Raw genomic sequence first — 26,069 nt, 5'->3', positions numbered from 1 at the left:
ACAGCGGTTACATGCTCAGATAGCGCGCTGGGCGCCCAATAAAATAAAAGCCATTAGCGTTGGCTCACCGGAGCGGTTGTGCCAGGCGTGACGGGTACCGTTTTGTACGACGCAGTCACCGGCTTTTAATAAACGCTCCTGACCGTTATCCAATTCCAGATAAATCTCACCTGTGAGAACAATGCCGTAATCGATGGAATCGGTGGTGTGCATACCCGGTGCATCCAGTTCCAGATGTTCCAACAAACCGGGGAGTGTGGTTTGCAATTCCGCCAAGTGATCTTCACTAGCTTGCATATCCGGTGTTTCACCGGCTTGTGGTGGAAAGCTGATCATGCGGAACACGCTGCCTTCCCGCGATGGAAAATAACTCGGTACCCCGGGCAAACTACCTTGATGCGGTACTTGACGATTTGCCTGGGTGGACCAGAGTTCAAAGGATTGAAAACCCGGCATAAATCGGACTTCATTGGCCTGTATCTGGTCGTCGGAGATAAAGATGGAATGACCGGTTTCATCGTGACCGGTTACAACCTGGCGTACTGTCACGTCGCCTCCTTAATCGTGTTTTTACTGAATGGCTAGGGGAAAATGTTGAAGGCCAGCGTAACAATGCGGTTTGGCTTGTGTTTTACATTTCGCGCACTATTATTTATATTTAACGCATGTTTGGTTGAATAATGGTCAGTATGTCGTGCCTGAAAGCGCTTTCTATATACGCAGCGCGGTACTAGCGCCGTGTCTGGACCTGATTAAAGAGCTGGGTAGTAGCCCTGATGAGGTGTTGCGCCTGGCGGGATTCAGGCCTGCTCAGCTAGCCGATCCAGATTGCCAAATCGCGCATCACGATTTCTTGCGAGTGATAGAAACGGCGGCGGAGATAACCGGTTGCGCCCACTTTGGTTTGTTATTGGGCGAAAGGAATAGCCTGCAAAGCCTGGGATTACTGGGATTGTTATTGCGCTCAGCTCCGTCATACCGGGCCGCGATTCAGGAGATGATCAAACATCTCGGTATCCACGTGAAAGGCATCACCCGTGAGCTACACTGTGATAATGGGGTTGCCTGTTTGACCACGCGGTTTGAAAACCCGGATGTAGCTGCGTCTATTATCGCTACACAAATGAGTGTCGCGACCAACTGGAAGATATGTCAGCTACTATCGCACCATCTTTGGCATCCCTCCTCGATTAACTTTATTTTCGATGAGCCGGAAAACAGCTTCTTTTACCGGCGTTTCTTTAATACTCCGGTCAACTTTAATGCTGACTTTAATGGGGTTGCGTTTAAGGAGGCGGACTTGGATTTACCTCTGCGAGAACATGACCCGATGTTGCATCAGGAAATGCAACGGCAGATTTCCAAGATTGAAAAATCGTTGTCGGATTCTTTTGTCGACGATGTGAAGCGTTTTATTTCCCAGAATATGGATGCCGGTATTTGTAATATTGATGCGGTTGTACGCTTCTTCCCCTTTCAGAAGCGCGCTTTCCAGCAAAAACTTAAGCGAGAAGGGGTCAGCTACCAGGATCTTGTTGATGAGGTACGCTTTCAGCGAGCAGAGTTCCATTTACTGAAATCCAATTTAACCCTGTCCCAGCTGGCAGATGTGTTGTGCTACAGAAATGTCAGTGTTTTCTCGACGGCATTTAAGAACAAATATGGTATCTCGCCCTCGGCGTGGAAGGCTGACAATCTGTGAGATACTTTTTGGCCGTCTATTTATTATTCGTAGTTTTTCCGGTTTGGGGGGCGGCAGATTCACAGCGGGATGATCTCAGGTTTGGCATTTTTGCATTGAAGCCTTGGTATTATATCGAGGACAGTAGATCACAGGGGATTATTTTTGACATTATAACTACCGCGGGAGGGTATATAGGTAAGAGCATTACACCTGTGCCGGTTCCGCCTCGGCGTATAGCAACAGCATTGGTTGAGGGCCACTTGGATGTTGCGCCCATTATTCGTATCTCAGGCCTTGAAGGGGTTGTCTACCCGGAGCAGAAAAGCCTGATAGTCGGTGAACAACAATTATTTTCTCTAACGCTGGCATTAGTCGGGTTGAAAAAACGGGCGTTGAATCTTAACTCGCAAGCAGAACTTAAAGGTTACCAGATTGGCGCTATTCGTTTTCACAATGTGCTTTTGGGAAAACTAACCGTTCAGCCACAAACCTACAGCACTGCAGAGTCGTTGCTGAAATCACTTTATGCTGGCCGTATTGATCTGGCCTTTTCAGCCATGCCCACGATTATGGCAGGGGCTAAACACTTGGGCATTAAAGATCAGCTACATGTCGCTTTAACTTTGGACAAACGCAGTTATGCCAATCTGGCGTGGAGCAAGAGCTCAGGTTTACAGAATCCAGAAGTATTGGCCGAAAAGTTTGATCAGGCTCTATTGAAAATGGTTGAGACCGGCGAGGTTGAGCGTATTATCAAACGTTATTCCTCGACAGACTACTTTCAGGTGGGCAAGTAGAATGAAGGTAGGCGGTCGATTAGTCCCCACAATGATGCTGTTAGTCTGGCTGCTTATGGCTGGTATCGCATTGGCTGCTCCCCCTGCGGAAGTGTCTAGACCACTCGTTTATTTGGAGCATGTGGATTATCCACCCTATTACTACAAGCGTGGAGAAGTAGATCACGGCACTGCAGTCGATGCCCTAAATGCTATTCTGACTCCGCTTGGATATTCATACCGTATTGAAGTGATGCCTATTGAGCGACTCTATACCGAAGCGGGATCCGGCTATGGCGATTTGACCATGGTGCATACCTATCCAGGGTTAACGTTGGAAGACTATCCGGATTTCTTATTGGTATGCCCCACACCGATGAGCCGCATCCCCATTCGTTATTACACCTACCAGCTTGAATTAACAGAGCTGTCGCGCAAGGCGTTGAGTAAGCTGCGAATAGGGCTGTTTCGTTACGCCAGTTTTCAGCGTGGATTAACCCAGCGCGAGCAGATGGGAAATATATCTCGCTTTAACGATGTGCGTTATATGTTCCGTGCACTGTTAGCCGATCGTATCGACCTGGCCATCAATGGCCCTTACTCCATGCGGGTCATGGCTGAACAGCATGGCAGTTACTTCCCTTATGAGTTGAATATTGATCTGGGCAATATAGAGAGTTTTGTTGCTGTTACTCAGCGGGCGGAAAAGGAGTTGGGGATTTATCAAGCCTTGTGCCAGCAAGCGGCCAATTGGAGCATTGAAAGGGACTTTAAGCACGCCCTTGGCAAGCATATGAAGTCCTACCTTAAGTCTCTCTCAGAATAGTTATAACGTCTTGTTTTGACTGCAATTTGTCCACTCTGTTGATTATTGTTGCAGGCGTATGACGGATGGATGAATTTTAAACTGACCTCCGCAAGTCAGGCTGTGTGTGCCTCCTGAGTAGTTATCCACAGCTTATTTTCAAAGAAATCCAGAGTAACTGTGGATTAGCTTTATCGTTTACCAATGTCGCCTGAAAAGTGGTCACAGATCACACTTTTCGCCCCGTTGTTATTTTCTTTGTAACCTTTTCGCATGTCGCCCGTTGGAAGGGATACGGCAGGCAGTCCCTTGTCGTAGTACAGCGCAGCGATGGAACTTCTTATCGGATCATCGTTAGCGTCTTTTATCTGAGCAAAAGCGAAAGGAACAAAATGATGAACTACAAAATTCTCGTGGCTTCGATCTCCCTGCTGGGGGGCATAGGTATAACTCTATCAACGGCAGTGCATGCAGAAGATGTCGATGTTGATGATGTAACGATGGATGTCATTACTGAAAACCAGGAGCGCCATGGTAGAGGTTTACCACATCCGGCTCGTGAGTTAATTGCGGAGTATATGCTGGAAAACGGTGATATTACCGAAGAAGATCTGGAAGCGCGCAAGGAAGAGCGACAAGCAACCCGGGAAGAGCTGCGGGCATTAAAGGAATCCGGTGATGAAGAAGCCTTAAGTGAAAGGTTGGCGGAGTTGGCAGAAGCCCGAGCCGAACGTCGTGAGGAGTTAATCGCTTATTTGGATGAGCATGAAGATTTGAAAACAGAGCTAAACGAGTTACGCGCTGAGCGCCAGGAGATGCGAGGCCAGATGCGAGAGAAAATGCGCGAGCGTATTCGTGAGCGTCGCGCTGAAGCAGCAGAGTCTGAGTAAACAGTCACTATCAATTATATGGATGGCGCAGCCTGTCGGTTGCGCGTTTCCTGCTGTGGAGAACCGTTATGAAAAGAATAATAAATCCCCTGGCCCTGCTGTTATCGACAGCGCTCTTAGCTTGCTCCTGTGTGGTTTTTGCAGAATCGCTACGTACACAGGCTGACCAGTCATTTTCGCGAGGTAATTATCAAGACGCTTTAGAGTTCTATCAGCAGGCGTATAGCGCCAATCCTGGCGACTGGGCCTTGCAATACAATATGGCAGTTTGCCACGTTAAGTTGGGTAACTGGGCGCAGGCCAGAGAAGACTTTATGGCCTTAAATCAGCAACAGCCGGACAATCCACTGGTGGTCTATAACCTGGCGATTACCGAGAAGAAACTGGGTAATGTGGATTTGGCCAGAGATATGTTTTTCGACCTGTCGCAGGGAAGCGAAGATGAAAGTTTGGCCCTGTTGGCTTCTCGCCAGTATCGTCAATTGGCGGGCAATGAAGTATCAGTGGGTGCGGGCCCCAGTCAATGGATTGCCAGTATTGATGTCAGCTACGGTGTTGATGATAACGTTATAGATAGCAGTACCAGCGAAAGTACAGAGGACAAGGATAGCTTTCTGGAAACCCTGGTCACCGCACGCTGGTATCAGGATGGCGCACATAAAAAAGATTCCTGGTATTTGGAAGGTACAGGGCTATTTTCCCGTTACCAGTCGGTATCTGATTACGATATGGATCTGATCATACTGGGGGTTGGTAAATCCAATGCTACAGATTTTGGCCGCTGGCTGGTGGGTATGCGAGCGGAAACATCACAGTTAGGTGGTGAAGATTATCTGCAGACCCTGTCGTTAAATCTGGGGTTGGAGGGGGATTTCAATCATCAAAGCGGTTGGTCGGTAAATCTTCGCAGGCAGGATATCTCCAGTCAGTCCAGTGATTACGATTACCTGGATGGCGATAATTACCGGGTGGATCTGGCCTATTTAGGCAAACTGGATAACGGTTTACGCTGGAAGCTGAGATACCGCTTCGACGATGACAGCCGCGATGATTTAATCAGTGGCAGCGATTTTTATAGTTACTCTGTTAATCGCCACGGTTTGATGTTGCAGGGCATCTACCTGCTGGATGAATGGATGTTTATCGGCAAGCTGGAGCATCGGATCAGTGACTACAAGGATGATCATATTATTGATGGTGTTGAAGATCATCGTCAAGACAGTCGAGATCAATTTTCCCTGCGGGCCGAAAGGCGCTTGTCTTCCAATTGGATTGTCAGTGCCGATTACAGTTACACCAGTAACAGTTCCAGTTTGTCGCAGTATGATTATGATCGCGGCGTGTTGATGTTAGGGGCTGGATTGCAGTTTTAGGGTCGTCAGTTCTGGTTGGCGAGCCGATATTCACCCGGTGTCATTTGAATCTTTTGTTTAAACAGGCGGCTAAAATAACTGGCGTCCTCATAGCCCACACGATAGCTGATTTGTTCTATACCCAAAGTGCTATTGGCCAACAGTTGTTTTGCCGTTTCCAGGCGAATCCTGTGCAGGTATTGCATGGGTGTGTCTCCCGTCGCATCTTTAAAGCGACGGCGGAAACTGCGCAAACTCAAGCCCAATTTATCGGCCAGTTCTTCCAGCAGAAAATCCGATGAAAAGTTAGATTCCAGCCACTGTTGCGCTGATTGTATGCGCGTATCGTTGTGGCTTTTTTGCTGGTCCAATGCCAGCTGAAATTCCACTGGCGCTTTGGGAATATCCATCAAAAAGTGGCGCGATACCTTGGCCGCTACACTCACGCCCCACAGTTTTTCAATCAAATAGATACCCAGCTCCACACCCGAGGTGACACCAGCAGAGCAAAACAGTTTACCGGCCGAGGTAATATTTTTCTCAGGTTGCAGAATCACTTTGGGGTAGCGCGCTTTAAACTGCTCGACCATGCGCCAATAAATAGTTGCCACCTTGTCGTCCAGTAAACCGGCCTCTGCTAACAAAAAACAGCCCGTATGCAAACTGGCAATCAGGGCGCCCTGTTGGTGCTGTTTGATAAGCCAGTCGACGGTGGGCTGATGGTTGGCTAACAGGGTATCAATCTCGCCCCAGATACCGGAGATCACCACAAGCTCGGTTTGTTTGATATCGGTAATGGCGCAGTCTGGATGGTAGTGGGAACCACTGAAGGTACTGACCTCGTTGCCGTCCTGGCTGGCGACCACAACCTGCGGATTGTATGAGGGGGCTGTTGCATCCTCTGCGTGCTGCCTGGCAACGGCGCCGGCATGGAACAGGTCCCGGGCCATCACAATACTCATCTCCATAGACCCGTCAAACGCCACAATGGTAACCGCTGTGTTATTGGCAGCCTTCATAAAACAACCCCCTTTGCTATAGCGCTAAATTAGCCTGTTTGAGGGGGTAAATCAATTTGGCCGTTTTGTCCTGTTGGAGGGTGTTTTCGGCCAGGGGCAACTGCATGGTTGGGGCATAAGATGGAAATCACGATAGTTGTTTAGCTTGATGCCACTTACCAAATAGATGATGAAAAGGAGACAGCCATGTCTGTTGTGTTATACGAAAAACGCGGAAGAATTGCCTACATTACCCTTAATCGTCCCGAGGCGATGAATGCCATTAACGAAGAGATGCACCTGAAATTGTGGGAAACCTGGCAGGAGTTTGATGCCGATGACGGCGTTGATCTGGCCATTGTCACCGGTGCTGGCGACGAGGCATTTTGTGCCGGTGCAGATTTAAAGACCCATGCAACTGATTGGGTAAAGCGTAGCCAAAGTGCACTGTTCCCCCGTGAAAAAATCAAAGATGGCCTGGGTGGTTTAACCCGTGGTTATCACCGTATGTACAAGCCTGTTATTGCAGCCGTTAACGGCTGGGCGCTGGCCGGTGGACTGGAGACTGCGATGGCCTGTGATATTCGTATTGCATCGGATAATGCTCAGTTTGGTTCCTTCGAACCGCGCCGCGGTTATCACCACGGTGATGGCGGTATTGTTCGTGTCGTAAATACCTGTGGTGTGGGTATTGCGCTGGAAATGAACCTCACTGCCGAGCCGATTGATGCCCAGCGCGCACTGCAGTGCAATATGGTATCGAAGGTTGTGCCCCAGGCAGAGCTGATGGATGCAGCAGAAGAAATGGCTTCACGTATTCTGCGCAATGATCAGTGGGCTGTGCGTTCCGCCAAGGAAACTATTTTTAATGTGATTGGTCGTCAGCTTGATGATCAATTGGCCCAGGAAGCCTATATGGGGTACACCGGTGCCAGTAACCCGCCGGTAGCAGAACTGCTGAAGAACTTTGCCGACAAGACCGACAAAGGTCGTGTGGGTAAAAACAAAACCGAGCTGTAGTCAGCTTTGGGTTTGGGAGGGGCAGGGCATGCCTCTCCCTTTTTTCCTGCCGCTTAAGCATGGGCTGATTGCTACGATCAGCTTTACCGACTGCCTCCTACCTTTGTGCCAAGATCGGGTTTATTCTTTTCGTTCTTTTATAGTTTGTTCCAGGATCCATGCCTTAAAGGTTTCGCTACGGCTGGTGGGCAGTTTGTAGCTGGGTTGCGATAAGACAAGTTCAACCAGTGATTTAACGGGATGCTCTATGGGTTTAATCAGGGTTCCCGAGGCCAAGTCGTCACGCACAAAAATCTCGGGCACAAAGGTTACCCCCAAACCATCTCGCGCCGCATTGATGGCAAACACCTGCCGATCAAATCTGAAACCCATCATTTCATCAGGAGCTTCCACACCAATAGCTCGCAGCCAAGTATCAGATGCACCTCCGGGGCTGTGGGTTTGATGCAGAATATTCCAAGATAAAAGATCGTTGGGGCTGGAAGGTTTTTGTTGTTGAGTCAGATAGGCGGCAGAGCATACCGGTACAATGGTTTCCTGGAATACGGTGGCGTCGTTGGGGTTGCCACTGATGGGTTGGTATTTGAGGATCAAATCAATCAAGTCGCTGTCGCGGGTCTGTTCCGGGTCACGGTTAAGCAGATGAAGTTTGATGCCCGGATATTCGCTACAAAAGTGAGGCAGTCGCGGCATAAGCCAGCAGGCGGTGAAGGTGGTCGGTGCGGATACGGTCAGATTACCCGACAGGCTTTCGCGGTTGGTGAGGTTATGGGTCGCCTCTTCAGCATTATTCAGAATCGCACGAATTTGTTCACAGTAGCGCGTAGTAGCATCGTTGGGGATAAGTCGTTGGCCCTGGCGGCGGAACAGGGGTTGTTCCAGAAACTGTTCGAGCTTACGAATATGCTGACTGATGGCACCTTGGGTCAGGTGAAGTTCTTCGGCGGCGCGGGTCAGGCTACCCAGGCGCACGGTGGCTTCAAAGCTTTCCAGCAGGGCCAAGGGGGGGATTTTGCGTTTCATGGCGGTTGACCATAGGTTTATAGTTATTACGTTTGCTAATGATAGTTTAAGGCTTATCGCTATTCATAGGGGGTTTTTAGGGAAATAATCAGTTTGAAACCGTGATTATTCAATAAATACTAATGATTCGGGCTATAAAGCCTGCTTATTCAGGAGAGACCCTATGACCGCGATGAATGAACCCCGTGCGACCTTTCGCAAAATGACCGAGGCCACCGCTGAGGATTGGCGCATTATTGCTGAAGGTGAAACCAAGAATATGGCCGGTCTGGCAGACCGTATTCTGGCTGAGCTGGAGGGCCTTAAGGGTGGTATTCAGCCTTTCCCGGTCAGCCGTTATGAGCACAGTTTGCAGAGTGCTACTCGCGCCTACCGTGATGGCGCCGAAGAAGAGATGGTAATCGCCGCACTGATTCATGATATTGGCGATAGCCTGGCGCTGTTTAATCACGGCGAATATGCCGCTGCGATTTTAAAGCCTTACGTATCCGAGAAAACCTATTGGATCATCAAGCATCACGATGAATTCCAGGGCTTTTACTTCTGGGATCATATCGGTAAGGATCCCAATACCCGTGACCAGTACCGTGATAATCCCTGGTTTGAAGACTGTGCCGCTTTTTGTGAAAAGTGGGATCAAACCGCCTTCGATCCGGAATACGATACCCTGCCGCTGGAGTTTTTTGAGCCGATGGTGCGCCGGATTTTTGCTCCGAAATCTATGGCATAAATATCCAGGGGATATATACCGACAAGGATTGTTGGGTTTCTGTAAAGGCGACACATCTGTGTCGCCTTTTCTATTTGTCTGTTACCCATGTGACAGCTCGTTGCCGTAAGAGATTGCTATATTGGCCAATCGATAAAAAGATTTCTTGTGATAGGTAGAGAGACTATGGGTACCTTTTATATTGAGTATGAATATTGGTTAGCCGCCTTCCAGTTGGTGATGGCTATGTTGGGGATGGGCGCCGCCCTAACACCCAAGGACTTTCGGGAAGTGTTGATTGAGCCCAAAGCTGTCTCTACAGGAAGTTTAATCCAGGTTTTGCTGGTGCCGGTTATAGGCCTGCTATTTATTCAGGTGTTTGGCCTTGCCGGTGGTGTTGCCGTAGGTGTGGCAATCATTGTGTCTATACCGGGTGGCTCCTCATCAAATATTTTTACCCACTTTGCCAGGGGCAATATCGCGCTATCGATAACTATCACGGCATTAACGACACTGGCGTGTTTGATCACTGTGCCGCTTATTCTGGATGCCTTAATCTCGGGGTATATGCGGGATGGTTTTGCTGTGCCTCGTATCGCGATCATGAAAGAGATCGCATTAACGCTACTGTTACCCCTAACGTTGGGTATGGCCTTTTTACGCTATTTTCCTGACTGGGCTGAAACATTCTCTACCTGGTGTGTTCGCGCCTCCTTGTTTGGATTATTGGTGATTGTTGTAGGCTCTTCTATGTCGGGTCGTCTCGATGCTGAGGTATTTGGCCAAGGCAATATGTTGATGCTGAGTTTATTGCTGGTAACACTGGTTTTCTTAAGTTGGCTGGTGTGTCGTTTGATGGGATTGTCGACCTATGATGCTGCCGCGATTGAAATGGAAGTGACGGTACGCAATATCAACCTGGGCATTATGTTGAAAGCGTCTTTATTCCCTGCTGTTGCGGGTGTCGCTGATCCCGTTGGGGATATGGCTTTATTCTCTTTGCTATTTTATGGCGCGGTGCAGATGTTGATATCTGGGGGCATGATCGCCTGGAGTCGTTTATTAAGGGGAACCACTGCGGCGGCAACGTAATAAAGGTCTAAACAGAGGAAGGAAAGGCAGGGGATTGTTCTTAATCCCTTGCCTGCTAGGGTGGTTTATCCTATGGCGCTGTTAGTTTGAGGTGCTTGCTGGCTGTTGGCTCGTCGCTCAATGCCCAGTATGTGGTAGTAGGTTGTGGGGAAGAGTCGCGCAACAAAATCCATAATTTTTGCGTCTTTACCAATAATAACTCTGGCCTTGTTTTTCAGTACGCCATTCAGAATTTGCTGGGCAGCTTGTTCGGGGGTTGTTTTTACATTGCTCTGGAAGCGCTTTTCCATTTCAGCTTTGCTGGCAGCTAAGCCTGAAGTCTTAAACTTGGCGTTATTGATAATGCCTGTCTTTACGCCGCCAGGTAGCACACAGGTGACGTTCAGATGTGACTTCATATATTCATGACGCAGGGCTTCGGTATAACCTCTTACGGCAAATTTTGACGCATTGTAAGCGCTGTTACCGGGTACAGCGACCATACCAAAGATACTGGAGACGTTAATGATGTGCGCATCTTCAGCGTCAAGGATATAGGGTAGGAAAACCTGGGTACAGTAAACGACACCCCAAAAATTAATATTCATCAACCAGTTAATATCATCGATACTCTGGTTGGCTACCGTATCCATCAGTGTGACGCCGGCATTGTTAAACAGCATATTAATACTGCCGAATTCTTTGTGTACCGTGTCGGCAAAGGCTTTGACTGCGGTTAAATCAGAGACATCAAGTTCGTGTATGCTGCATCGTCCATCCTGATCTTGCACCATTTCCCGGGTGAGCTTTAGCGCGTCAAGGTTCTTATCCGCCAGGGCAACCGCGCAGCCCTGTTGTGCCAGCTGAACGGCCAGAGCTTGACCGATGCCAGAGCCTGCGCCCGTAATGACGGCTACACGTCGATGAAATGTTTTCATTGTTTAACTCCCAATGTTAAAACCCATTTTGGCAATGGTTAACTATAAGGGGAGTGAAGATGAAATCCCTGTTACGTGGGATACAGAAAAGGCCATGGATTATTGGCTATAGGTAGTGTTGCTCGGACTCGTGGGCAAGTGCTTCTATGTCATTGACGATGTAGTGCTTGTTATCCACGGTCAGAATACCCCGGTCGGTCCATTCTTTCAGTATGCGATTAACTCTGGGGCGTGACCCAAACGAAAGCAGCGCCAGATCGTTCTGGCTCAAGCATTGCGGAATACGGGTCCCACCTTCAACAGAATTCCCGTGGTCATTGGCTAAATGCACAATCCTGGCGGCCAGCCTGGCTCTTAATGGAAAGTGGGCTATCGCCTCCAGCATGGTGAGTAAGCCACGGCTGGTTTCCGCCTGAAACAAATACAGGTGTTTGTAAATAGAGGGGTGATTGTCGGCAAAGCTAATCATTTGGCCCCGAGGGATGGCAAGCATATCAGTGGCCTCAATCGCTTTCATATCCAGATGCAAAGGCCTTTCAGTGGCGATGGCATCAGGAATCCACTCTCCCGCTAATTGATCTGACAGAGAAAGCTCTTGCCCCAAACTGCTGGATATGGAACGTCTTATGCGGCCTTCAAGAATGCAAAAAATATGGGTTTTACGCTCACCCGGCTGATAGATAAATTCATTGGCTTTATAGCGTTTAACCGATGCATGGCCAGCCAATACTTCCAGGTCTGCGGTGTCAATGCCGGTAAACCAGGGGCAGTTAAGTATGGCATCCATGATGCGTGGAGAGTTTTTCTCGCTGGGCATGGCCGATCCTTTCTGCAGGACTCTATAAGGGGGTGGTGCTTCAATCAGTATATGTCAGTTGTTACTGCTTAGCTATAGACCAAGTTTACACGGAAATTAATCGCTTTTATGTGTTCCGCTTGTAACACATCTCTCCTGAAACCTTCTGATAGAGTCAATTAACAACGTGATCCCGGTAAGTAATTTATACCTGGTGAACGTATGAGATTGAGTAGCGTTTATTATGAAGGTAGGTACAAGATGGTCGATACCAAGCAAACTGAAAATAATCAAATTCAGCACCTGGATGTGTTGATTGTTGGGGCTGGAATTTCCGGAGTGGCTTGTGCTTATCACTTACAGAATAAGTGCCCGAATAAAAGCTTTTTGATGGTTGAGAGTAAATCCCGTTGGGGCGGTACCTGGGAAACGCATAAATACCCCGGTGTTAGATCTGATAGTGACCTCTATACCTTTGGTTACAGCTTTAAACCTTGGAACGGTGTGCCTATTGCAACGGCTGGTGAGATTCTTCGCTACATGGAAGAGGCAATTGAAGAAAACAGTCTCAATGACAAGATTACCTACAACACCCAGATTACCTCGGCGCAATGGTCTGATGAGAAAAAGCACTGGACGGTTAGCCTTAAAAATACAGAAGAAAACCGTGAGTACACCGTAACGACCAGTTTCTTGTGGATGTGTGCCGGTTATTACGAGCATGATCAGGGTTATACGCCTGATTTTCCCAATATGGAGAGCTTTAAAGGCGACATTGTTCACCCGCAAACCTGGCCGGAAGACTATGACTATACCGGTAAGAAAGTGTTGGTGATCGGCTCAGGGGCAACGGCAGCAACACTTATTCCTGCTATGGCTGAAGATGCTGAGCATGTCACTATGCTGCAGCGTAGTCCTACCTATTTCGCGCCGCTGGAAAATAAAAATGAAATGGCGGATATGTTGCGGGAGCTGGATTTACCCGAAGAGCAGGTACACGATATTACCCGTAAAAAGATCCTCCACGATTCTAAGCTCATTCATCAGACCTCGAAAGAAAACCCTGAATACGTAAAACAGGCGTTGCTTGCCGAAGTTGAAAAGCAGGTAGGCTCCAAAGAGATTGTCGAGAAGCACTTTACGCCTAAGTACCGCCCTTGGCAGCAGCGTTTGGCTGCCGTGCCCAATGGCGATCTGTTCCATTATGTGCGTGAAGGTAAAGCGTCAGTGGTTACCGATACCATCGAGAGCTTCGTGGAAGAGGGTATTTTACTGACCTCCGGAGAGGTGTTAGAGGCAGATATTATTATCACGGCAACCGGCTTCAACCTGAAAATGTTGGGTGGTGTCGATATGCGCCTTGGCAATGGTGAGCCATTCTATCCACATCAATCCTGGGCTTATCGCGGTGTGATGTTCTCCGGTGTACCCAATTTCGCCAATGTCTTTGGTTATCTGCGAACCAGTTGGACTATGCGTGCCGAGCTCATTGCGGATTATGTATGCCGCTTGCTCAATCATATGGATGAGAAAGGGGCACAAGTGGTTACACCTGAACTACGTCCTGAGGATGAGGGCATGGAGCCCATGTACTTTATTCCAGAAGAAGATTTTAACCCTGGTTATATGTTGCGTGGCCGTCATTTGATGCCCAAACGCGGGGATAAAGAACCATGGTCTTTCGAGCTGGATTATTACAAAGAAAAAGAGATCTTGCCTAACTGCAGCTTGGATGACGATGCGCTGGTTTACCAGTCCTGAGGAATCGACATGCAGATTGAAGTTAAACAAGCAGGAAGAAACTTTGAGGCATTACACGAGGCGATGCAGGCCTATGTGGATGCTCAGCGTTTACCTTTTATCAGCACGGTGATTGTCAAAGGCCAGGAGGCCATAGATGTAAAGCACTGTGTTGCAGATCAGGGCAATGGTACGACGCTAACCTTAGGTGACGATACTCTCTTCAGAGCCAACTCTGTCAGCAAAATTGTTACCTCGATAGCGGCAATGATGTTACGGGAGCAGGGATTATTAGCGCTGGACGATCCGTTACAGAAATACTTGCCGGAGTTTACTGATCTTCAGGTCTTGGATTCCACTAGCGAGAAAGGTCAGGTGCCAGCGCGCAGCAGCATAACGCTACGCCATCTCCTCAGCCATACGTCTGGACTGTCTTACGGATTTATCGAACCGGAAAGCGTCATCGATCAACGCTATAACCAGGCCGGTGTTAATCCCATGCTGTTACCCGCGGATTCAACACTGGATGATTTGTGCAAGCTGTTGGCGCAGTTGCCGCTGGCGTTTCACCCCGGTGAAGGTTGGCGATACAGCTTTGCGACCGATGTTATGGCTCGGGTGATTGAGGTGGTGTCAGGGCAACGTTTTGACCACTTCTTGCAAGAAAATATTCTTAATGCGCTGGGCATGGTTGATACCGGTTTCTATGTGCCGAAACAAAAACAGTCACGTTTTCTGCCCGCCTATAGCTTGGCTGATCCAACAACCTATTCAGCGCCGGTTGGTGACGTCATCGATAGTCCTGTAGCAGGCATGTTTTCACAGCCGACCCAATTGCTTTCTGGTGGTGGAGGTTTGGTGTCTACCCTGCATGACTGTTACCAGTTGTTACGTTTGATTATGTCTGGGGGGCAATACGACGGAGGCTCACTGTTAAGTAAAGAGTCATTGCAACTGATGCAGCAGGATCAATGCCCTGCAGATGTTTTCGTGCAGAGCCCGTCCTGGCATATGCCGTCTACCAAATTCGGTTTGGGGTTTGCGATTAAGCAGAAACCCGAGCAGGGTGAACCGGCCTCGGCTGCGGGGGAATTTCACTGGGGCGGTATTTTTGGCTTGCACCTCTGGGTTTCTCCCATAGCCAATATTGGAGGCCTGTGTATGACTCAGGTTTTCCCCGGATTTTTGCATCCATTTAGCCGTCAGTTTAAGCAGCTAGCCTATCAGCTAGCTGCCGATGACAGTGCGGAATAAATATTTACTGCAATATTTTCGGTCAATGTTGTCGGAAATGTTTCCTGGGAAACAGGTGGTTTGTTTTTCAGCTGATAAATTAATCAAACGCTAAGCAGGCAGTCTGGTACTGACAGGTTTAGCTTATAAACGATACCAATAATAAACAATTGCTTCATTCCAAAGGGCAATATATTGAGAGCGAACTTATGAACATATCCAATAAGAAAGGTCTTGCCGCGCACCCTTTATCCTTAGCGATTACCTTGAGCAGCTGCATGATGGCAGGTATGCAGGTCTCCGCTGAAGAGATCAACAGTTTAGCGCTTGAGGAGATTGTAGTTACGGCACAAAAACGTGCACAGACCCTGCAAGATGTTCCCATTTCAGTGAATACCGTTGGCGGCGAGAAGCTTAACGAAGCGGGTATCGAGAACCTGGAAGACCTGGCTAACTACGTGCCTAACTTTACCAAGTTTGAATCTGGCGTTGGCCCGATTATGAAAATCCGTGGCATTGGCTCAGGCGCTAACCCCGGTATTGAACGCTCTGTTGTCCTTTATATGGATGATTTGTCCTACAGCCGCGCGACCTTGGCTAATGCCCCCCTGCTAGATCTTGAGCGTGTTGAAGTATTGCGTGGTCCGCAAAATGTGCTGTTTGGTAAAAACAGTGTGGCGGGTGCTCTGTCGTTAACATCAGCCAAACCTACCGACGAATTCGAAGCCAGCGTTTCAGGTTCCTATGACGGTCGTTACGATGACAAAGAGTTAACCGGTATTGTCTCTGGTCCTTTGAGCGATACGGTACGTGCTCGTTTGGTGTTGCGTGGTCTGGAATCCAGCGGTTACTACGATAATAAATTTACCGGTAATGACGAGCAGCGTCGTAATAGTCATACCGGTCGTCTGACGTTAGCTTGGGATGTCAGTGATAAAACGGAAGTCATTTTTAAAGCGGAAAAAACGCGTGTTGATAATCGTGGTGAAGCCAGAGAGCTTGCTTTGGGGTATTTGAATAACGGCTCAAACCCTGATGCGGTTGCCTTCACCGGTCTTAATTATGCACAAGCGGCGGCTGCCATTTCAGGGGCGGCTGGCTACGATATTGGTAGTGATTCTATAGGAACCAATCGTACCCGTAGATCGAATATTGATGAAAGTCAGGATATTGAAGTTGATAACTATCAAATAACGCTTAATACCAGCTTTGAGCATTTTGATCTGACATCGGTAACTGGTTTTGTCGGATATGAGGATAAGCGCATCGGCGATACCGATGGCAATGGCGTTGCACTTTTCTATAACGATTCGGAAGAAGAGTATAGCCAGTTCAGTCAGGAAATCCGTTTGACTTCTAACGGTAGCAGTAGTTTTGATTGGATTGCCGGTATTTATTTACAAACGTCAGATTTGGATTCACTGGATAAGGTGGTTACCCCGCAAAATAATATTGTCAGTGCCGTGTATGACGCTGGTTTGTTTGGGTTAGGTACACCGTTTAATGAACGTGCCTTTGTTACAGACTTTTCTACCAAGAGTGACATGGCGGCAATTTTTGCTCAAGGAACCTGGGAGCTACAGGATGATTTACGTCTGACCTTGGGTGGTCGTTACACCTACGAGAAAAAAGAAGGTGAGCGCCGGGCCGATACTATCAATGCCTTAACCGGTGGCGTTAACGATGACTTGACCGATTTCTTAACTGCGGCGGGCGCTGTTCCGGGAGCAGGTTTATCCAACGATATTATTGCCAATATCGCTTACAGTCTATTTGCGGGTGTTGATCTGGATTCTTTGGGGCAGTTTGTTGAAGACAATGCCGCCAATCCTGTAGCCATAGGCACATTTGATGCGATTGCCAATGCATTAAGTGGTATCTACGGTGACGGATCAGTGGTTAGCTCTGCCGACTTTGTCCGTCACAATATTGATCCCGATCGCACAGAAACCGCCTTTACCCCATCGGTTATCGTTGAATACGATCTCAACGAAGATCACATGATGTACTTCTCTGCCTCTAAAGGCTTTAAGGCCGGCGGTTTTGATGCTGAGGCCTCTCGCGCTAGCAGTGAAGAGTTTGAAGATGAAAACGTCAACGCCTATGAGATTGGCATGAAGAGTGTCTGGATGGATGGCAGTGCCGAAACCAATCTGGCAGTTTTCTACACCGAGTATTCCGATCTGCAAAGCAGCTCATTTAATGGTCGTAACTTTGTGGTGACCAATGTGGGTGAAGCGGTAACACAGGGCATCGAGCTGGATGGACGCTGGCGTATTGCTGAGCCATTAACCTTAACTGGTGCACTGGCGTTTACCGATTTTGAAGCAACAGAATTCCCAGGTGCTTCCTGCAGTGCCTCTGAAAAGTTGGCCGGTGTAGATACCAGTGAAGGTTGTGACCGCTCTGGTGACAGAGACCGATCGCTGTCAGGTACATTAAGCCTTGAATATTTGCAGGAGTTCACCCCTGGTGTTGATTTCCGCGCAACCCTGGATCTGAATTATCAGGATCAGTATCTGGCTGATACCGCAACTCGCGATAAACTGACAGAACAAGACGCTTATACCCTCTATAACCTGCGTCTGGGGCTTGAAGGTGATCGCTGGTCGTTGGCACTGCTGGGTAAAAATCTGACGGATGAAGAGGTTATTGGTTTTGCCAGTGAAGTACCTTTCTCCTATGCGCTGACCGGAGCACCGGCTTACAGTACCTATCTTGCGCCTCCGCGTACTGTAGCCTTGCAATTCGCTTACAGTTTGTAAGCGTTTTTAGAGAAGTATCCTACTCAACTCATCTCTCTCACCTCTATTGATGGTGACTTCGTGGCATGCATCGCATGCCACTTTTTTTATAGTGCTAACGTTCTTGCGAAAAGGTGTACTGATATGAATCTGCAAGCTCAAAAAGAAACTGACAACAAACTTAACTCATTGAACCCCATGGGTTATACCAGTTTGGTTGATGTCTTCAATCAGGCCTGTCAGCAATTTCATCATCAGATCGCCTTTAGTTGCCAGGGAGATGTACTGGATTATGAAGAGCTCGGCGATTTAACCGATAGATTAGCCACCTACCTGTTGGGCGAATTAAAACTTAACAAAGGTGATCGAGTCGCGGTTCATTTGCCGAACTGCACAGCCTTCCCAGTGATTGCCTGGGGAGTGCTCAAAGCAGGTTTGGTGTTAGTCAATATCAATCCTCTGTATACCCAGCGTGAACTTGCGCATCAGTTAAGAGATTCAGGTGCTGTGTTGGCGTTTACATCGGGTGCAGCAGTACCTGGTTTTATGGAAGTGTTAACCGTTGGAAAGGGGGTAGCGGATATAGCACATATCATCCATGTGGGTGAATTTGCCGGTGATCACGCAGTGGCATCCAATGGCATTAATGTACAACCTTGGCAAACATTATTGGCGAATGTCGAGGCTAAGCCAGAACTGTTTCCTGATCTGACGATGAAGGATATTGCCTTGTTGCAATATACCGGTGGTACAACCGGTCCAGCCAAAGGCGCGATACTGACACAAGGCAATGTCTTTGCCAGTGCTATGCAATCACAAAGTATATTGCCCCCGCAGGAAGCGCGAGCATTGGAGGACGCGATTATTATGCCACTGCCTCTCTACCATATTTTTGGTTTTGTGATGAGTATCGTTAATGGCTGTCTCCAAGGCGTACATTCGGTATTGATTGCCAACGCCAGCGATTTGGACTCTGTTATTCAGGCAATGAAAGATAACCCCTTTATGTGTATGGGGGCTGTCAACACGCTTTATGCGGCATTGATGCGCCATCCGCAATTCGACACCATTGATTTTAGTCGCCTGCAGGTCAGTATTGCCGGCGGCACAGCATTGATGAGTAGCATTGCCGATGAATGGCAGCAACGTACTGCATCGACAATTCTAGAAGGTTATGGTCTTTCAGAAACAGCTGCATCGGCTACCTGTAACAAAGTCGATGCAAACCAGTTGGGAAGTGTTGGCAAAGCGTTACCGGGTATAGATGTTAAGGTCGTTGACACTGAAAATCTAAAACTGGCGAATGGGCAAGAGGGTGAGTTGCTGATTCGCGGCCCTCAGGTCATGCAAGGTTATTGGAATCGTCCAGAGGCCAGTGCAGAAGTGATTGATCAGGAGGGCTGGTTTCGTACCGGCGATGTGGCGATTATTCAGGATGATGGGTTTATTCGTATTGTCGATCGCATTAAAGACATGATTATTGTCTCTGGTTTTAATGTTTATCCCAATGAGATTGAGGATGTAGCGAGTGCGCATCCTGGTATCGTTGAGTGTGCTGTCGTAGGTGTTGCTGACGAGAGAACTTCAGAAGCCGTTAAATTATTTGCTGTACGATCCGACCCTGCATTAGATGAACAGACTGTACGAGATTATTGTCGTGAGCAATTGGCGGGTTACAAGGTTCCCAAACATGTAGAGTTTCTGGAAGCCTTGCCAAAATCGACTGTAGGTAAAATATTAAGGCGTGAGCTTAAGCAATAGTAATTTTTATGTTGAGGTGCTTAAACTGTGAAGCTGATTTCCGCTACAAATCTGATAAGACTATTACTGATCGTTACGCTTGCACCCATCTTTATTGTGAGTGTTTGGTGGGCTATTCATGCCAGCGGAAATGAGCATTTAGTACGTAGTTTTCAGATATCTACGCTAAGAGGCTATTTGGGACCGCATATTAATGATCATCACAGCTTTGATACCCGTCCTATTGCAGCGAGGGGCGGGCAGCCTTGGCCAAAACATACGCAATATAATCAGGAAAATTTGTCTCCGGAATTACGTCGGGTATTAACAGAATCAAAGTCTAGCGCTTATCTGGTCATTAAAGATGGTGAAATACTTACAGAGCATTACTTTCATCCCTATGGCAGATTAAGTAAGACTAACTCATTTTCCATTGCAAAAACCATAAATACCTTGCTGGTTGGGGCTGCTATCGATGATGGCTTGATTGAAAGTTTTGATACCCCGGTAACCCACTATGTGCCAGAACTTAATGGCTATGCTGAGGGAGTTACCTTAGCGAATTTATCAGCCATGACCAGTGGTATGATCTGGCAAGAAGTATCGCTTTCACCCTTATCGCAGATAATGAGGTTATTGTATGGCTACGATGTAGACAGCGTGGCTATGCAACAACCATTCTATGGCAACCCAGGCAGCAAATTTAACTATTCCAGCGCTTCAACTCAGCTATTAGGTCTGGCCTTGAAAAGGGCGCTTAATGGTCGCTTATTAAGTGATTATCTATCGGAGAAGTTTTGGCAGCCAATGGGTATGAACGATAGCGGTTTATGGCATACCGATGCCAATGGTAATGAACTTGTGTTCTGTTGTATTAGTACCAATGCGCGTAACTATGCCAAGTTTGGTCAGCTGTTAATGCAGCAGGGTATTTGGCAGGAGAAGACGTTAATATTTTCTGACTTTGTAAAGCGAATGTTGGCCGAAAATATTGAACCCTATTATGGCCACTCTGTGTGGAGAGGCAAGACCGAGGCAGTAGAGTACAGTGCTTTAATGGGGCACTTCGGACAATACGTAATCATGGTGCCTAGTGAGAATATGGTCATTGTACGTCTGGGTGAAAAGCGTCACCCAGACTTTATGATTAATTCAGGTCCCGATATTCTTGAGACAGAAGTGCGGTTTTATGTAGAAGCTTCAATGGCTATTGTATCCATGAGTTTAGCTTCGCTCGATTAACACCATACGGACGCCGGTGGATGACCAATCGAAATACCACCGCCCTAAAGGTTGGTTCTTTCTCTTGGAATGCCCAGTTGCTGTTCTGCATGCAGGTTAACAACGGCAAAGGTTTCGTTGATTTCGAAAGCCAAGTGTTCTATTGAGGTTATTACGTATCTCAGCTGTCAAATGAAAGTATATTCTTCACTTGTTGCTTAGTAGCTGTTTGATAATCTTTATTCGATGAGCGGTTTCAGGGGATTCCCGTAGCGCGATAACCAGATCCTCAGATTGAAGGATAGAGTGGGTTTCAATAAGGTTTGACTGTTTTTGGGCAATATAATTCATTACTTTAGGGTCTGTTATCGCAACATCCGTTCGATTTCCAATTAGCATACGAAAGAGAATGTCCTCGTCTTTAGCGAGTACAACATGGTGAGAATACCTGCCTATAGCGGTATCAATTTCGCCAGGATAAACGTATGTGCTAACTACGCCTATCCGATAGTTATTGAAGAGATTATCTATCGAAGTAAAAGAAAGCGGAAAATCCTTTCGCTTCATTATCGCAATAACAGATGTATCGATCGGGGGAGATGCTATAAAGCCTGGATTAACTTCAGAGGGCCACGCTGGGTAATAACCGATATATTCGTCAGTTTTGGCGAGAGACTGGGCTCGTTTCCACGGAAAAAACTCGATTTCCAGTCGTATATTTTTTCTCGCCAGTAACTCAGACAGTTTTTCTACAGATCGGCCATGACCTTCCAGAAGTGATCCCGAGTAGGGGTTCCATTCCAGTGATGCTACCTTCCAGATACGTTCTTCACCGCTGGCGACAGAGGTAATGAGCAATAAACATGAAGCTGCCATTATGCAGATATATCGGTGACTTAACTTAGTCATGCAGCCTCATGCGTTAAGGTGTCATTGATCTACTTACTATAGACTCAGGAAATGATGGTTTCAACGCCAAGCACACTGGGCAGTATTCAAAGCCACATTAAATAAGGTTTTGATCTAGCGGGAAAATATGGCCGGAAGGTCTAACAAATGTATTATTCTATGACCCTCTGGCTTGCTATGGTCATATTACAAAGCCTGCACGCGGCTGCGCTGTTCCCAATGGTTACCACTGTAGCGAGTTGTATATTTGGAACCGCTGTTGGCCCAAAAGAATTGTCGGTTGAACATAAACTCAGGGTGGTAATTGGGGTGTAGTGACGCCAGTGGGTAGGGTTTGTTACGGCTGAGTCCGCGTTTTTGTGTGGCTTCCAGTAAATATTCTTTGCCGTCTTTAAAGAGCACAACCCAGGCGTGGCCTTGGCCATCAACATCGCCCAGGGCAACACGGGCATCTTCCCCCATGGCGATCAACCAGTCTGCTAGCAGTATGGCATGGTCTTCGCAGTCGCCGCGTGGATAGTAATAGGCCTGGCGGCTGGATTGCCAGACATCAGCTTTGCCGAAATATTGCTTTTCGTCCAGGAGGTAACTTTTGCGTTGCGCAAGCACATAAAGCGGCAGGGCAACGTTGTCGACATCAAAAGGTTTGTAACCTTCGAGAAAGTTATTGACCAGATGGTGGGTGTCATCGATATCTGAAGCAGACATGCTGTAAACCATGCGCTGCAAATTATCGTGGTAGTAGTAGACCACAGGGTTATGTTTGCCGTCGACGCCGCGCAGCATGTCATTGACCTGATAGGATGGCAGACGCACATCTTTCGGTAAGATATGCAGGGCTGACCGTTGGCGAGAAAATTCCACCCCTTCAGATTGCAGCGAGGTTTCTGCCGCAACAACCTGTTGTCGTAAGGATGTCGACAGTGGACTATTGGGCTGTTTATTCTCGTCCGCCAGGTAGTGGCCGATAAGCACTATAGCGGCAACCAACAGCTTGAGTACGAAATCCCTGAGCTTTGACATGGGTTAAGCCCTAACCCCTAAAGCCAAAGGCGACAATAATCGCCACAAAAATCAAAATGGTGGAGGCAAAGATAGAAACCGCGATATTGCCCTTTTTCATTTCCTCTTCGATATCAACACTTTTTAACAGCTTTTTGTCGACCCACAGCAGGCTATATACGCCTACCAGCAGAGCAACGATGGTGTAGCTGAGGTTAATGGCCAGGTTAATAATAGAGGCAGAGAAAAATTCGGCTCCCATAGTCTTTTCCTTTCAACAAGAATCATAAGTTAAATGGATAGATGTATACGGAAGGGGAGCTGCTGAGTGGTGGACGCCTAAACCCTGCGTCGCTACATTCATCCTTTTCAGCTGATCATATCTGTATCAGTATATAAATCAATAGGATGGAAAATATTTCTTTGGGGGTAGTTGAAAGGGAACTTGGTTTGTCTGTCCTTCAGGAGAGTAACTATCGGTAAATTTACTTATTTCGGTACTCACGAGGGGAGCATCCGTGCCAGGTTTTAAATGCTGCGGAGAAAGATGTGGGATCACCATAGCCAAGCAATAAGGCGATATTAATGATGCTGAAGTTCTGGTCCTGCAGGTATTTTACGGCCAGAGAGGATCTGACCTGCTGCACGAAATATCGGAATTGCGTATCGCGCTCTTTTAAACGTAGCTGCAGGGTACGGCTAGACATGTTCAATGCGGTTGCCACACTCTTTACCGTGCAATTACCGGTGGGTAGTTGACGTCGAATCACGGTGTACAGGTTAGTCGTAAAAGAATCTCTGGCCCAGGATGTAAAGCTTAAGAATTCTTCGAGCTCTTCTTTCACATTGTCGTAAACAGATGTGGATACGTGCAGTTGTGGCAGATCCAATACACTCTTGTGGTAATGAAGGCCGCTGGTTGGCTGGTCAAAGTGCAGTGGTGCCCGGAATACATCCTGTAATGCTTTGGTATCACTGGGTTGAGGGTAGGTGAAGTCCACTCGCACCGGTCTGACAGGCAGTACACAAAAGCCGTCCATCAACATCACAGAGGAAGTCAAAAAGCTATCCGTTAGCAAGCAGTGTTTGGATTTAGCAAGCCCTTCAAAATCCATTTGTAAGATAAAGTGCTCGCCCTTTCGTTTAATAGAGGATTGGATGAAATCACCCATGGCGGGTGTCATGCCAGGAATCAGATTGATCCAATCGCGAAAGGTGTTACTGGCTGAGGCCAGCGACATATAAAGGTGGAAGCTTTCCAGGTAATTGATCCGCCCGATCAGCAAGCCCAGTTCGGTATTGCCCGTTTGCTGCAAAATTTCTTCATGCAGGTGCAGGTACTTTTCGGCGGGGATGGTTGTATCAGGTGTATTGAGCACATCGATATCGATACCGACCTTCTCGGCAACAGGCTCCAGCGCTAGTTCTAATGCATCGGCGACTTTGGCCAGTGCCATTAATGAGCCTGCATAGACAAAACTCATAATCTTTTCTCGCTACCTGATTCTTCTCTTTACCTGTTGCTTCCAGGTTGTGCCCGTCTGACCTTCGTATCCTATCGTGATATTTGCGCGTTTTCCATGGAATTTACGCATTCTCCAATGTTTTGGGGGCTGGTTTCCCTAGAATAAGTTAACAACCAGCCTTACGAACGCACCAACCGTGTCATGGCTTATGCGTTATTTCTAGCGGTTATAAGTCGGTGAATTAAGGCAATTGCAGCAACAGTAACAGCAACAGGAATTACATTATGGCGGTTATCGAATCTCAGCTGGATACCCAGTCCGATACTTTCAAAAACAACAAGAAAGTGATGACGGCAGCGGTGGATGAATTTCGCGGTATTGAGCGTCGCGTAATTGATGCGGCGCATGCCAAAGCAGAGCGTTACATCAAAAAAGGTTACATCCCGCCCCGTGAACGTTTGAGCCTGTTGCTGGATGCCGGCGCGCCTTTTTTAGAACTGTCGACCCTGTGTGGTTATCTGCAAGATGAAGACACCGATGGCTCCGGTGCCGGTGGCAGCTATATCGCCGGTATTGGTTATATCAGTGGCGTTCGCTGTGTTGTGGGTGTTGATGATTACCTGACCAAAGGCGGCAGCATTGGCCCGATGGGCGGTAAAAAACGCGGTCGCATGATGCAGATCGCCATGGAGAACAAACTGCCAATGGTTAACCTGTCACAGAGTGGTGGTGGCAACCTGAAATTGGCCGGTGACGGTTTTGGTGAGTCGGGCATTATGTTTGCCACCCAGTGTCGTTTATCGGCGATGGGCATTCCACAAATTACCGTAGTACATGGTAGTGCCACGGCCGGTGGTGCGTATCAGCCGACACTCTCTGATTACCTGATTTTGGTGCGTAAGCAGTCCACCATGTATTTGGCAGGGCCTCCGCTGCTGAAAGCCGCTACCGGTGAAATTGCCACCGACGAAGAACTGGGTGGTGCCGAGATGCACAGTGAAGTCGCCGGTACCAATGATTACCTGGCAGAGAACGACGCAGACGGTATTCGTATTGCGCGTGATGTGACCAAGAAATTGGGTTGGAATAAAAACAAGCCGATTAAAGAGGTGGTTGCTTATGAAGAGCCTCTTTATGCAGCCGAAGAACTGCGCGGTATTGTACCGGAAGATTCCAAAACCCCATTTGATATGCGCGAAGTGATTGCCCGTATCGCTGACGGTTCCGACTTTCTGGAGTTCAAAGCCAATCTGGATAGTGGAACCCTGTGCGGCCATATCGAAATCGAAGGTCAGCCTTGCGGTGTGATTGGTAACAACAGCCCTATTACCGCTAAAGGCGCCGCCAAAGCTGCACAATTTATTCAACTGTGCGAGCAGTCCGGTACTCCGTTGTTGTTCTTAACCAATACCACCGGTTTCTTAGTGGGCACCGAACCGGAACAAGCCGGCATTATCAAACACGGCGCCAAGTTTATTCAGGCGGTGACCAACTGCACCGTGCCAAAAATTACCATCATGGTCAGCGGTTCCTACGGTGCCGGTAACTATGCCATGGCAGGTCGCGGTATGGGGCCTCGCTTCGTATTTGCCTGGCCACGCAGTGTGGTATCGGTGATGGGACCTGCACAAGCCGGTAGCGTTATGCGTCAAGTTGTGGAAGCCAAAATGGCCCGTGCCGGTGAGATTACCGATGAAATGCGTGCTGCTGTTGATACGCTAGAAAAAGACACGATTGAAGCCATGGAAGCAAGATCCAATGCGCTGGCCAATACGGCGCGTGTTTGGGACGACAACATGATTGACCCTGCTGATACGCGCTCGGTAGTGGCGTTTGTCTTAAGTGTTTGTCGCGAAGGCGATGAGCGTGAGCTCAACAGCAATACCTTTGGTATTGGACGTTTATAAGACACGTCTTCTTATAAGAACTGTCTTCGGCAAATTTAGGAATTA

General features: G+C 47.9%; 24 protein-coding genes. 15 read left to right on the top strand and 9 right to left on the bottom strand.

All coding sequences use genetic code 11. The features are described 5' to 3' along the window. Positions 1-15 precede the first annotated feature (15 nt). Positions 16-549, bottom strand: a complete 534-nt coding sequence (locus tag ACGHZ6_RS21035) for a cupin domain-containing protein (protein WP_390616014.1) — start codon at positions 547-549, stop codon at positions 16-18. A 145-nt stretch (positions 550-694) separates the two neighbouring features. Between ACGHZ6_RS21035 and ACGHZ6_RS21030 the strand changes: the two genes are divergently transcribed. From ACGHZ6_RS21030 to ACGHZ6_RS21010, 5 genes are all read left to right on the top strand, one after another. Further along, positions 695-1,702 (top strand): AraC family transcriptional regulator ligand-binding domain-containing protein, encoded by a 1,008-nt coding sequence (locus ACGHZ6_RS21030; RefSeq protein ID WP_390616013.1) that lies wholly within the window; start codon positions 695-697, stop codon positions 1,700-1,702. 194 nt (positions 1,703-1,896) lie between these two features. Further along, a complete protein-coding gene (locus ACGHZ6_RS21025; protein WP_390616012.1) occupies positions 1,897-2,481 on the top strand; it encodes a substrate-binding periplasmic protein in 585 nt (194 codons plus the stop codon). Positions 2,482-2,602: 121 nt separating this feature from the next. Continuing rightward, positions 2,603-3,286, top strand: a complete 684-nt coding sequence (locus ACGHZ6_RS21020) for a substrate-binding periplasmic protein (RefSeq protein WP_390616011.1) — start codon at positions 2,603-2,605, stop codon at positions 3,284-3,286. A 371-nt stretch (positions 3,287-3,657) separates the two neighbouring features. After that, positions 3,658-4,155 (top strand): hypothetical protein, encoded by a 498-nt coding sequence (locus ACGHZ6_RS21015; RefSeq protein ID WP_390616010.1) that lies wholly within the window; start codon positions 3,658-3,660, stop codon positions 4,153-4,155. A gap of 68 nt (positions 4,156-4,223) precedes the next feature. Further along, entirely contained in the window at positions 4,224-5,528 is a 1,305-nt protein-coding gene (locus ACGHZ6_RS21010; protein WP_390616009.1) for a tetratricopeptide repeat protein, read from the top strand. A 5-nt stretch (positions 5,529-5,533) separates the two neighbouring features. Here ACGHZ6_RS21010 and ACGHZ6_RS21005 read toward each other — a convergent pair whose 3' ends face one another. Then, the gene (locus ACGHZ6_RS21005) at positions 5,534-6,526 is read right to left on the bottom strand and encodes a GlxA family transcriptional regulator (protein ID WP_390616008.1); all 993 of its coding nucleotides are present in this window, start codon (positions 6,524-6,526) and stop codon (positions 5,534-5,536) included. A gap of 186 nt (positions 6,527-6,712) precedes the next feature. On the opposite strand from ACGHZ6_RS21005, the gene ACGHZ6_RS21000 reads away from it, so the two are divergent. After that, positions 6,713-7,525 (top strand): enoyl-CoA hydratase/isomerase family protein, encoded by an 813-nt coding sequence (locus ACGHZ6_RS21000; RefSeq protein WP_390616007.1) that lies wholly within the window; start codon positions 6,713-6,715, stop codon positions 7,523-7,525. A gap of 120 nt (positions 7,526-7,645) precedes the next feature. Here ACGHZ6_RS21000 and ACGHZ6_RS20995 read toward each other — a convergent pair whose 3' ends face one another. Further along, on the bottom strand, positions 7,646-8,548 hold the full coding sequence (locus ACGHZ6_RS20995; RefSeq protein ID WP_390616006.1) for a LysR substrate-binding domain-containing protein: 903 nt from the start codon (positions 8,546-8,548) through the stop codon (positions 7,646-7,648). Between the two features lie 163 nt (positions 8,549-8,711). Between ACGHZ6_RS20995 and ACGHZ6_RS20990 the strand changes: the two genes are divergently transcribed. Both ACGHZ6_RS20990 and ACGHZ6_RS20985 read left to right on the top strand, forming a co-directional pair. Beyond that, entirely contained in the window at positions 8,712-9,278 is a 567-nt protein-coding gene (locus ACGHZ6_RS20990; protein ID WP_390616005.1) for an HD domain-containing protein, read from the top strand. 165 nt (positions 9,279-9,443) lie between these two features. Next, positions 9,444-10,349: a bile acid:sodium symporter family protein gene (locus ACGHZ6_RS20985; RefSeq protein WP_390616004.1), complete on the top strand. Its 906-nt coding sequence runs from the start codon at positions 9,444-9,446 to the stop codon at positions 10,347-10,349. 65 nt (positions 10,350-10,414) lie between these two features. On the opposite strand, the gene ACGHZ6_RS20980 is transcribed toward ACGHZ6_RS20985, so the two are convergent. Together ACGHZ6_RS20980 and ACGHZ6_RS20975 are read right to left on the bottom strand one after the other, a co-directional pair. Next, entirely contained in the window at positions 10,415-11,266 is an 852-nt protein-coding gene (locus ACGHZ6_RS20980; protein ID WP_390616003.1) for an SDR family NAD(P)-dependent oxidoreductase, read from the bottom strand. Positions 11,267-11,372: 106 nt separating this feature from the next. Then, positions 11,373-12,083 (bottom strand): Crp/Fnr family transcriptional regulator, encoded by a 711-nt coding sequence (locus tag ACGHZ6_RS20975; protein ID WP_390616002.1) that lies wholly within the window; start codon positions 12,081-12,083, stop codon positions 11,373-11,375. A 240-nt stretch (positions 12,084-12,323) separates the two neighbouring features. Here ACGHZ6_RS20975 and ACGHZ6_RS20970 point away from each other — a divergent pair, with 240 nt between their 5' ends. From ACGHZ6_RS20970 to ACGHZ6_RS20945, 6 genes are all read left to right on the top strand, one after another. Next, a complete protein-coding gene (locus ACGHZ6_RS20970; protein WP_390616001.1) occupies positions 12,324-13,823 on the top strand; it encodes a flavin-containing monooxygenase in 1,500 nt (499 codons plus the stop codon). Between the two features lie 9 nt (positions 13,824-13,832). Further along, positions 13,833-15,056, top strand: a complete 1,224-nt coding sequence (locus ACGHZ6_RS20965; RefSeq protein ID WP_390616000.1) for a serine hydrolase domain-containing protein — start codon at positions 13,833-13,835, stop codon at positions 15,054-15,056. Positions 15,057-15,244: 188 nt separating this feature from the next. After that, on the top strand, positions 15,245-17,800 hold the full coding sequence (locus ACGHZ6_RS20960) for a TonB-dependent receptor (protein WP_390615999.1): 2,556 nt from the start codon (positions 15,245-15,247) through the stop codon (positions 17,798-17,800). A gap of 123 nt (positions 17,801-17,923) precedes the next feature. After that, positions 17,924-19,540 carry an AMP-binding protein gene (locus tag ACGHZ6_RS20955; protein WP_390615998.1) on the top strand — a complete coding sequence of 539 codons (1,617 nt, stop codon included), beginning with the start codon at positions 17,924-17,926 and terminating at the stop codon, positions 19,538-19,540. 27 nt (positions 19,541-19,567) lie between these two features. After that, positions 19,568-20,761, top strand: coding sequence for a serine hydrolase domain-containing protein (locus tag ACGHZ6_RS20950; protein ID WP_390615997.1), 1,194 nt, complete (start codon positions 19,568-19,570; stop codon positions 20,759-20,761). Positions 20,762-20,781: 20 nt separating this feature from the next. After that, the gene (locus ACGHZ6_RS20945) at positions 20,782-20,907 is read left to right on the top strand and encodes a hypothetical protein (protein ID WP_390615996.1); all 126 of its coding nucleotides are present in this window, start codon (positions 20,782-20,784) and stop codon (positions 20,905-20,907) included. 40 nt (positions 20,908-20,947) lie between these two features. Here ACGHZ6_RS20945 and ACGHZ6_RS20940 read toward each other — a convergent pair whose 3' ends face one another. From ACGHZ6_RS20940 to ACGHZ6_RS20925, 4 genes are all read right to left on the bottom strand, one after another. Next, positions 20,948-21,649 carry a substrate-binding periplasmic protein gene (locus ACGHZ6_RS20940; RefSeq protein ID WP_390615995.1) on the bottom strand — a complete coding sequence of 234 codons (702 nt, stop codon included), beginning with the start codon at positions 21,647-21,649 and terminating at the stop codon, positions 20,948-20,950. A gap of 186 nt (positions 21,650-21,835) precedes the next feature. Continuing rightward, entirely contained in the window at positions 21,836-22,672 is an 837-nt protein-coding gene (locus tag ACGHZ6_RS20935; RefSeq protein WP_390615994.1) for a hypothetical protein, read from the bottom strand. A 10-nt stretch (positions 22,673-22,682) separates the two neighbouring features. Then, the gene (locus tag ACGHZ6_RS20930; protein ID WP_390615993.1) at positions 22,683-22,913 is read right to left on the bottom strand and encodes a DUF350 domain-containing protein; all 231 of its coding nucleotides are present in this window, start codon (positions 22,911-22,913) and stop codon (positions 22,683-22,685) included. A 223-nt stretch (positions 22,914-23,136) separates the two neighbouring features. Then, entirely contained in the window at positions 23,137-24,135 is a 999-nt protein-coding gene (locus ACGHZ6_RS20925; protein WP_390615992.1) for an AraC family transcriptional regulator ligand-binding domain-containing protein, read from the bottom strand. 266 nt (positions 24,136-24,401) lie between these two features. Here ACGHZ6_RS20925 and ACGHZ6_RS20920 point away from each other — a divergent pair, with 266 nt between their 5' ends. After that, positions 24,402-26,024: an acyl-CoA carboxylase subunit beta gene (locus ACGHZ6_RS20920; RefSeq protein WP_390615991.1), complete on the top strand. Its 1,623-nt coding sequence runs from the start codon at positions 24,402-24,404 to the stop codon at positions 26,022-26,024. The last annotated feature ends 45 nt before the right edge of the window (positions 26,025-26,069 follow it).

Source organism: Maricurvus nonylphenolicus (genome assembly GCF_042854845.1).
Lineage (GTDB): Bacteria > Pseudomonadota > Gammaproteobacteria > Pseudomonadales > Cellvibrionaceae > Maricurvus > Maricurvus nonylphenolicus.
Note: the sequence above shows the minus strand (reverse complement) of the source record. Positions and strands in the feature narration are given on the sequence as shown.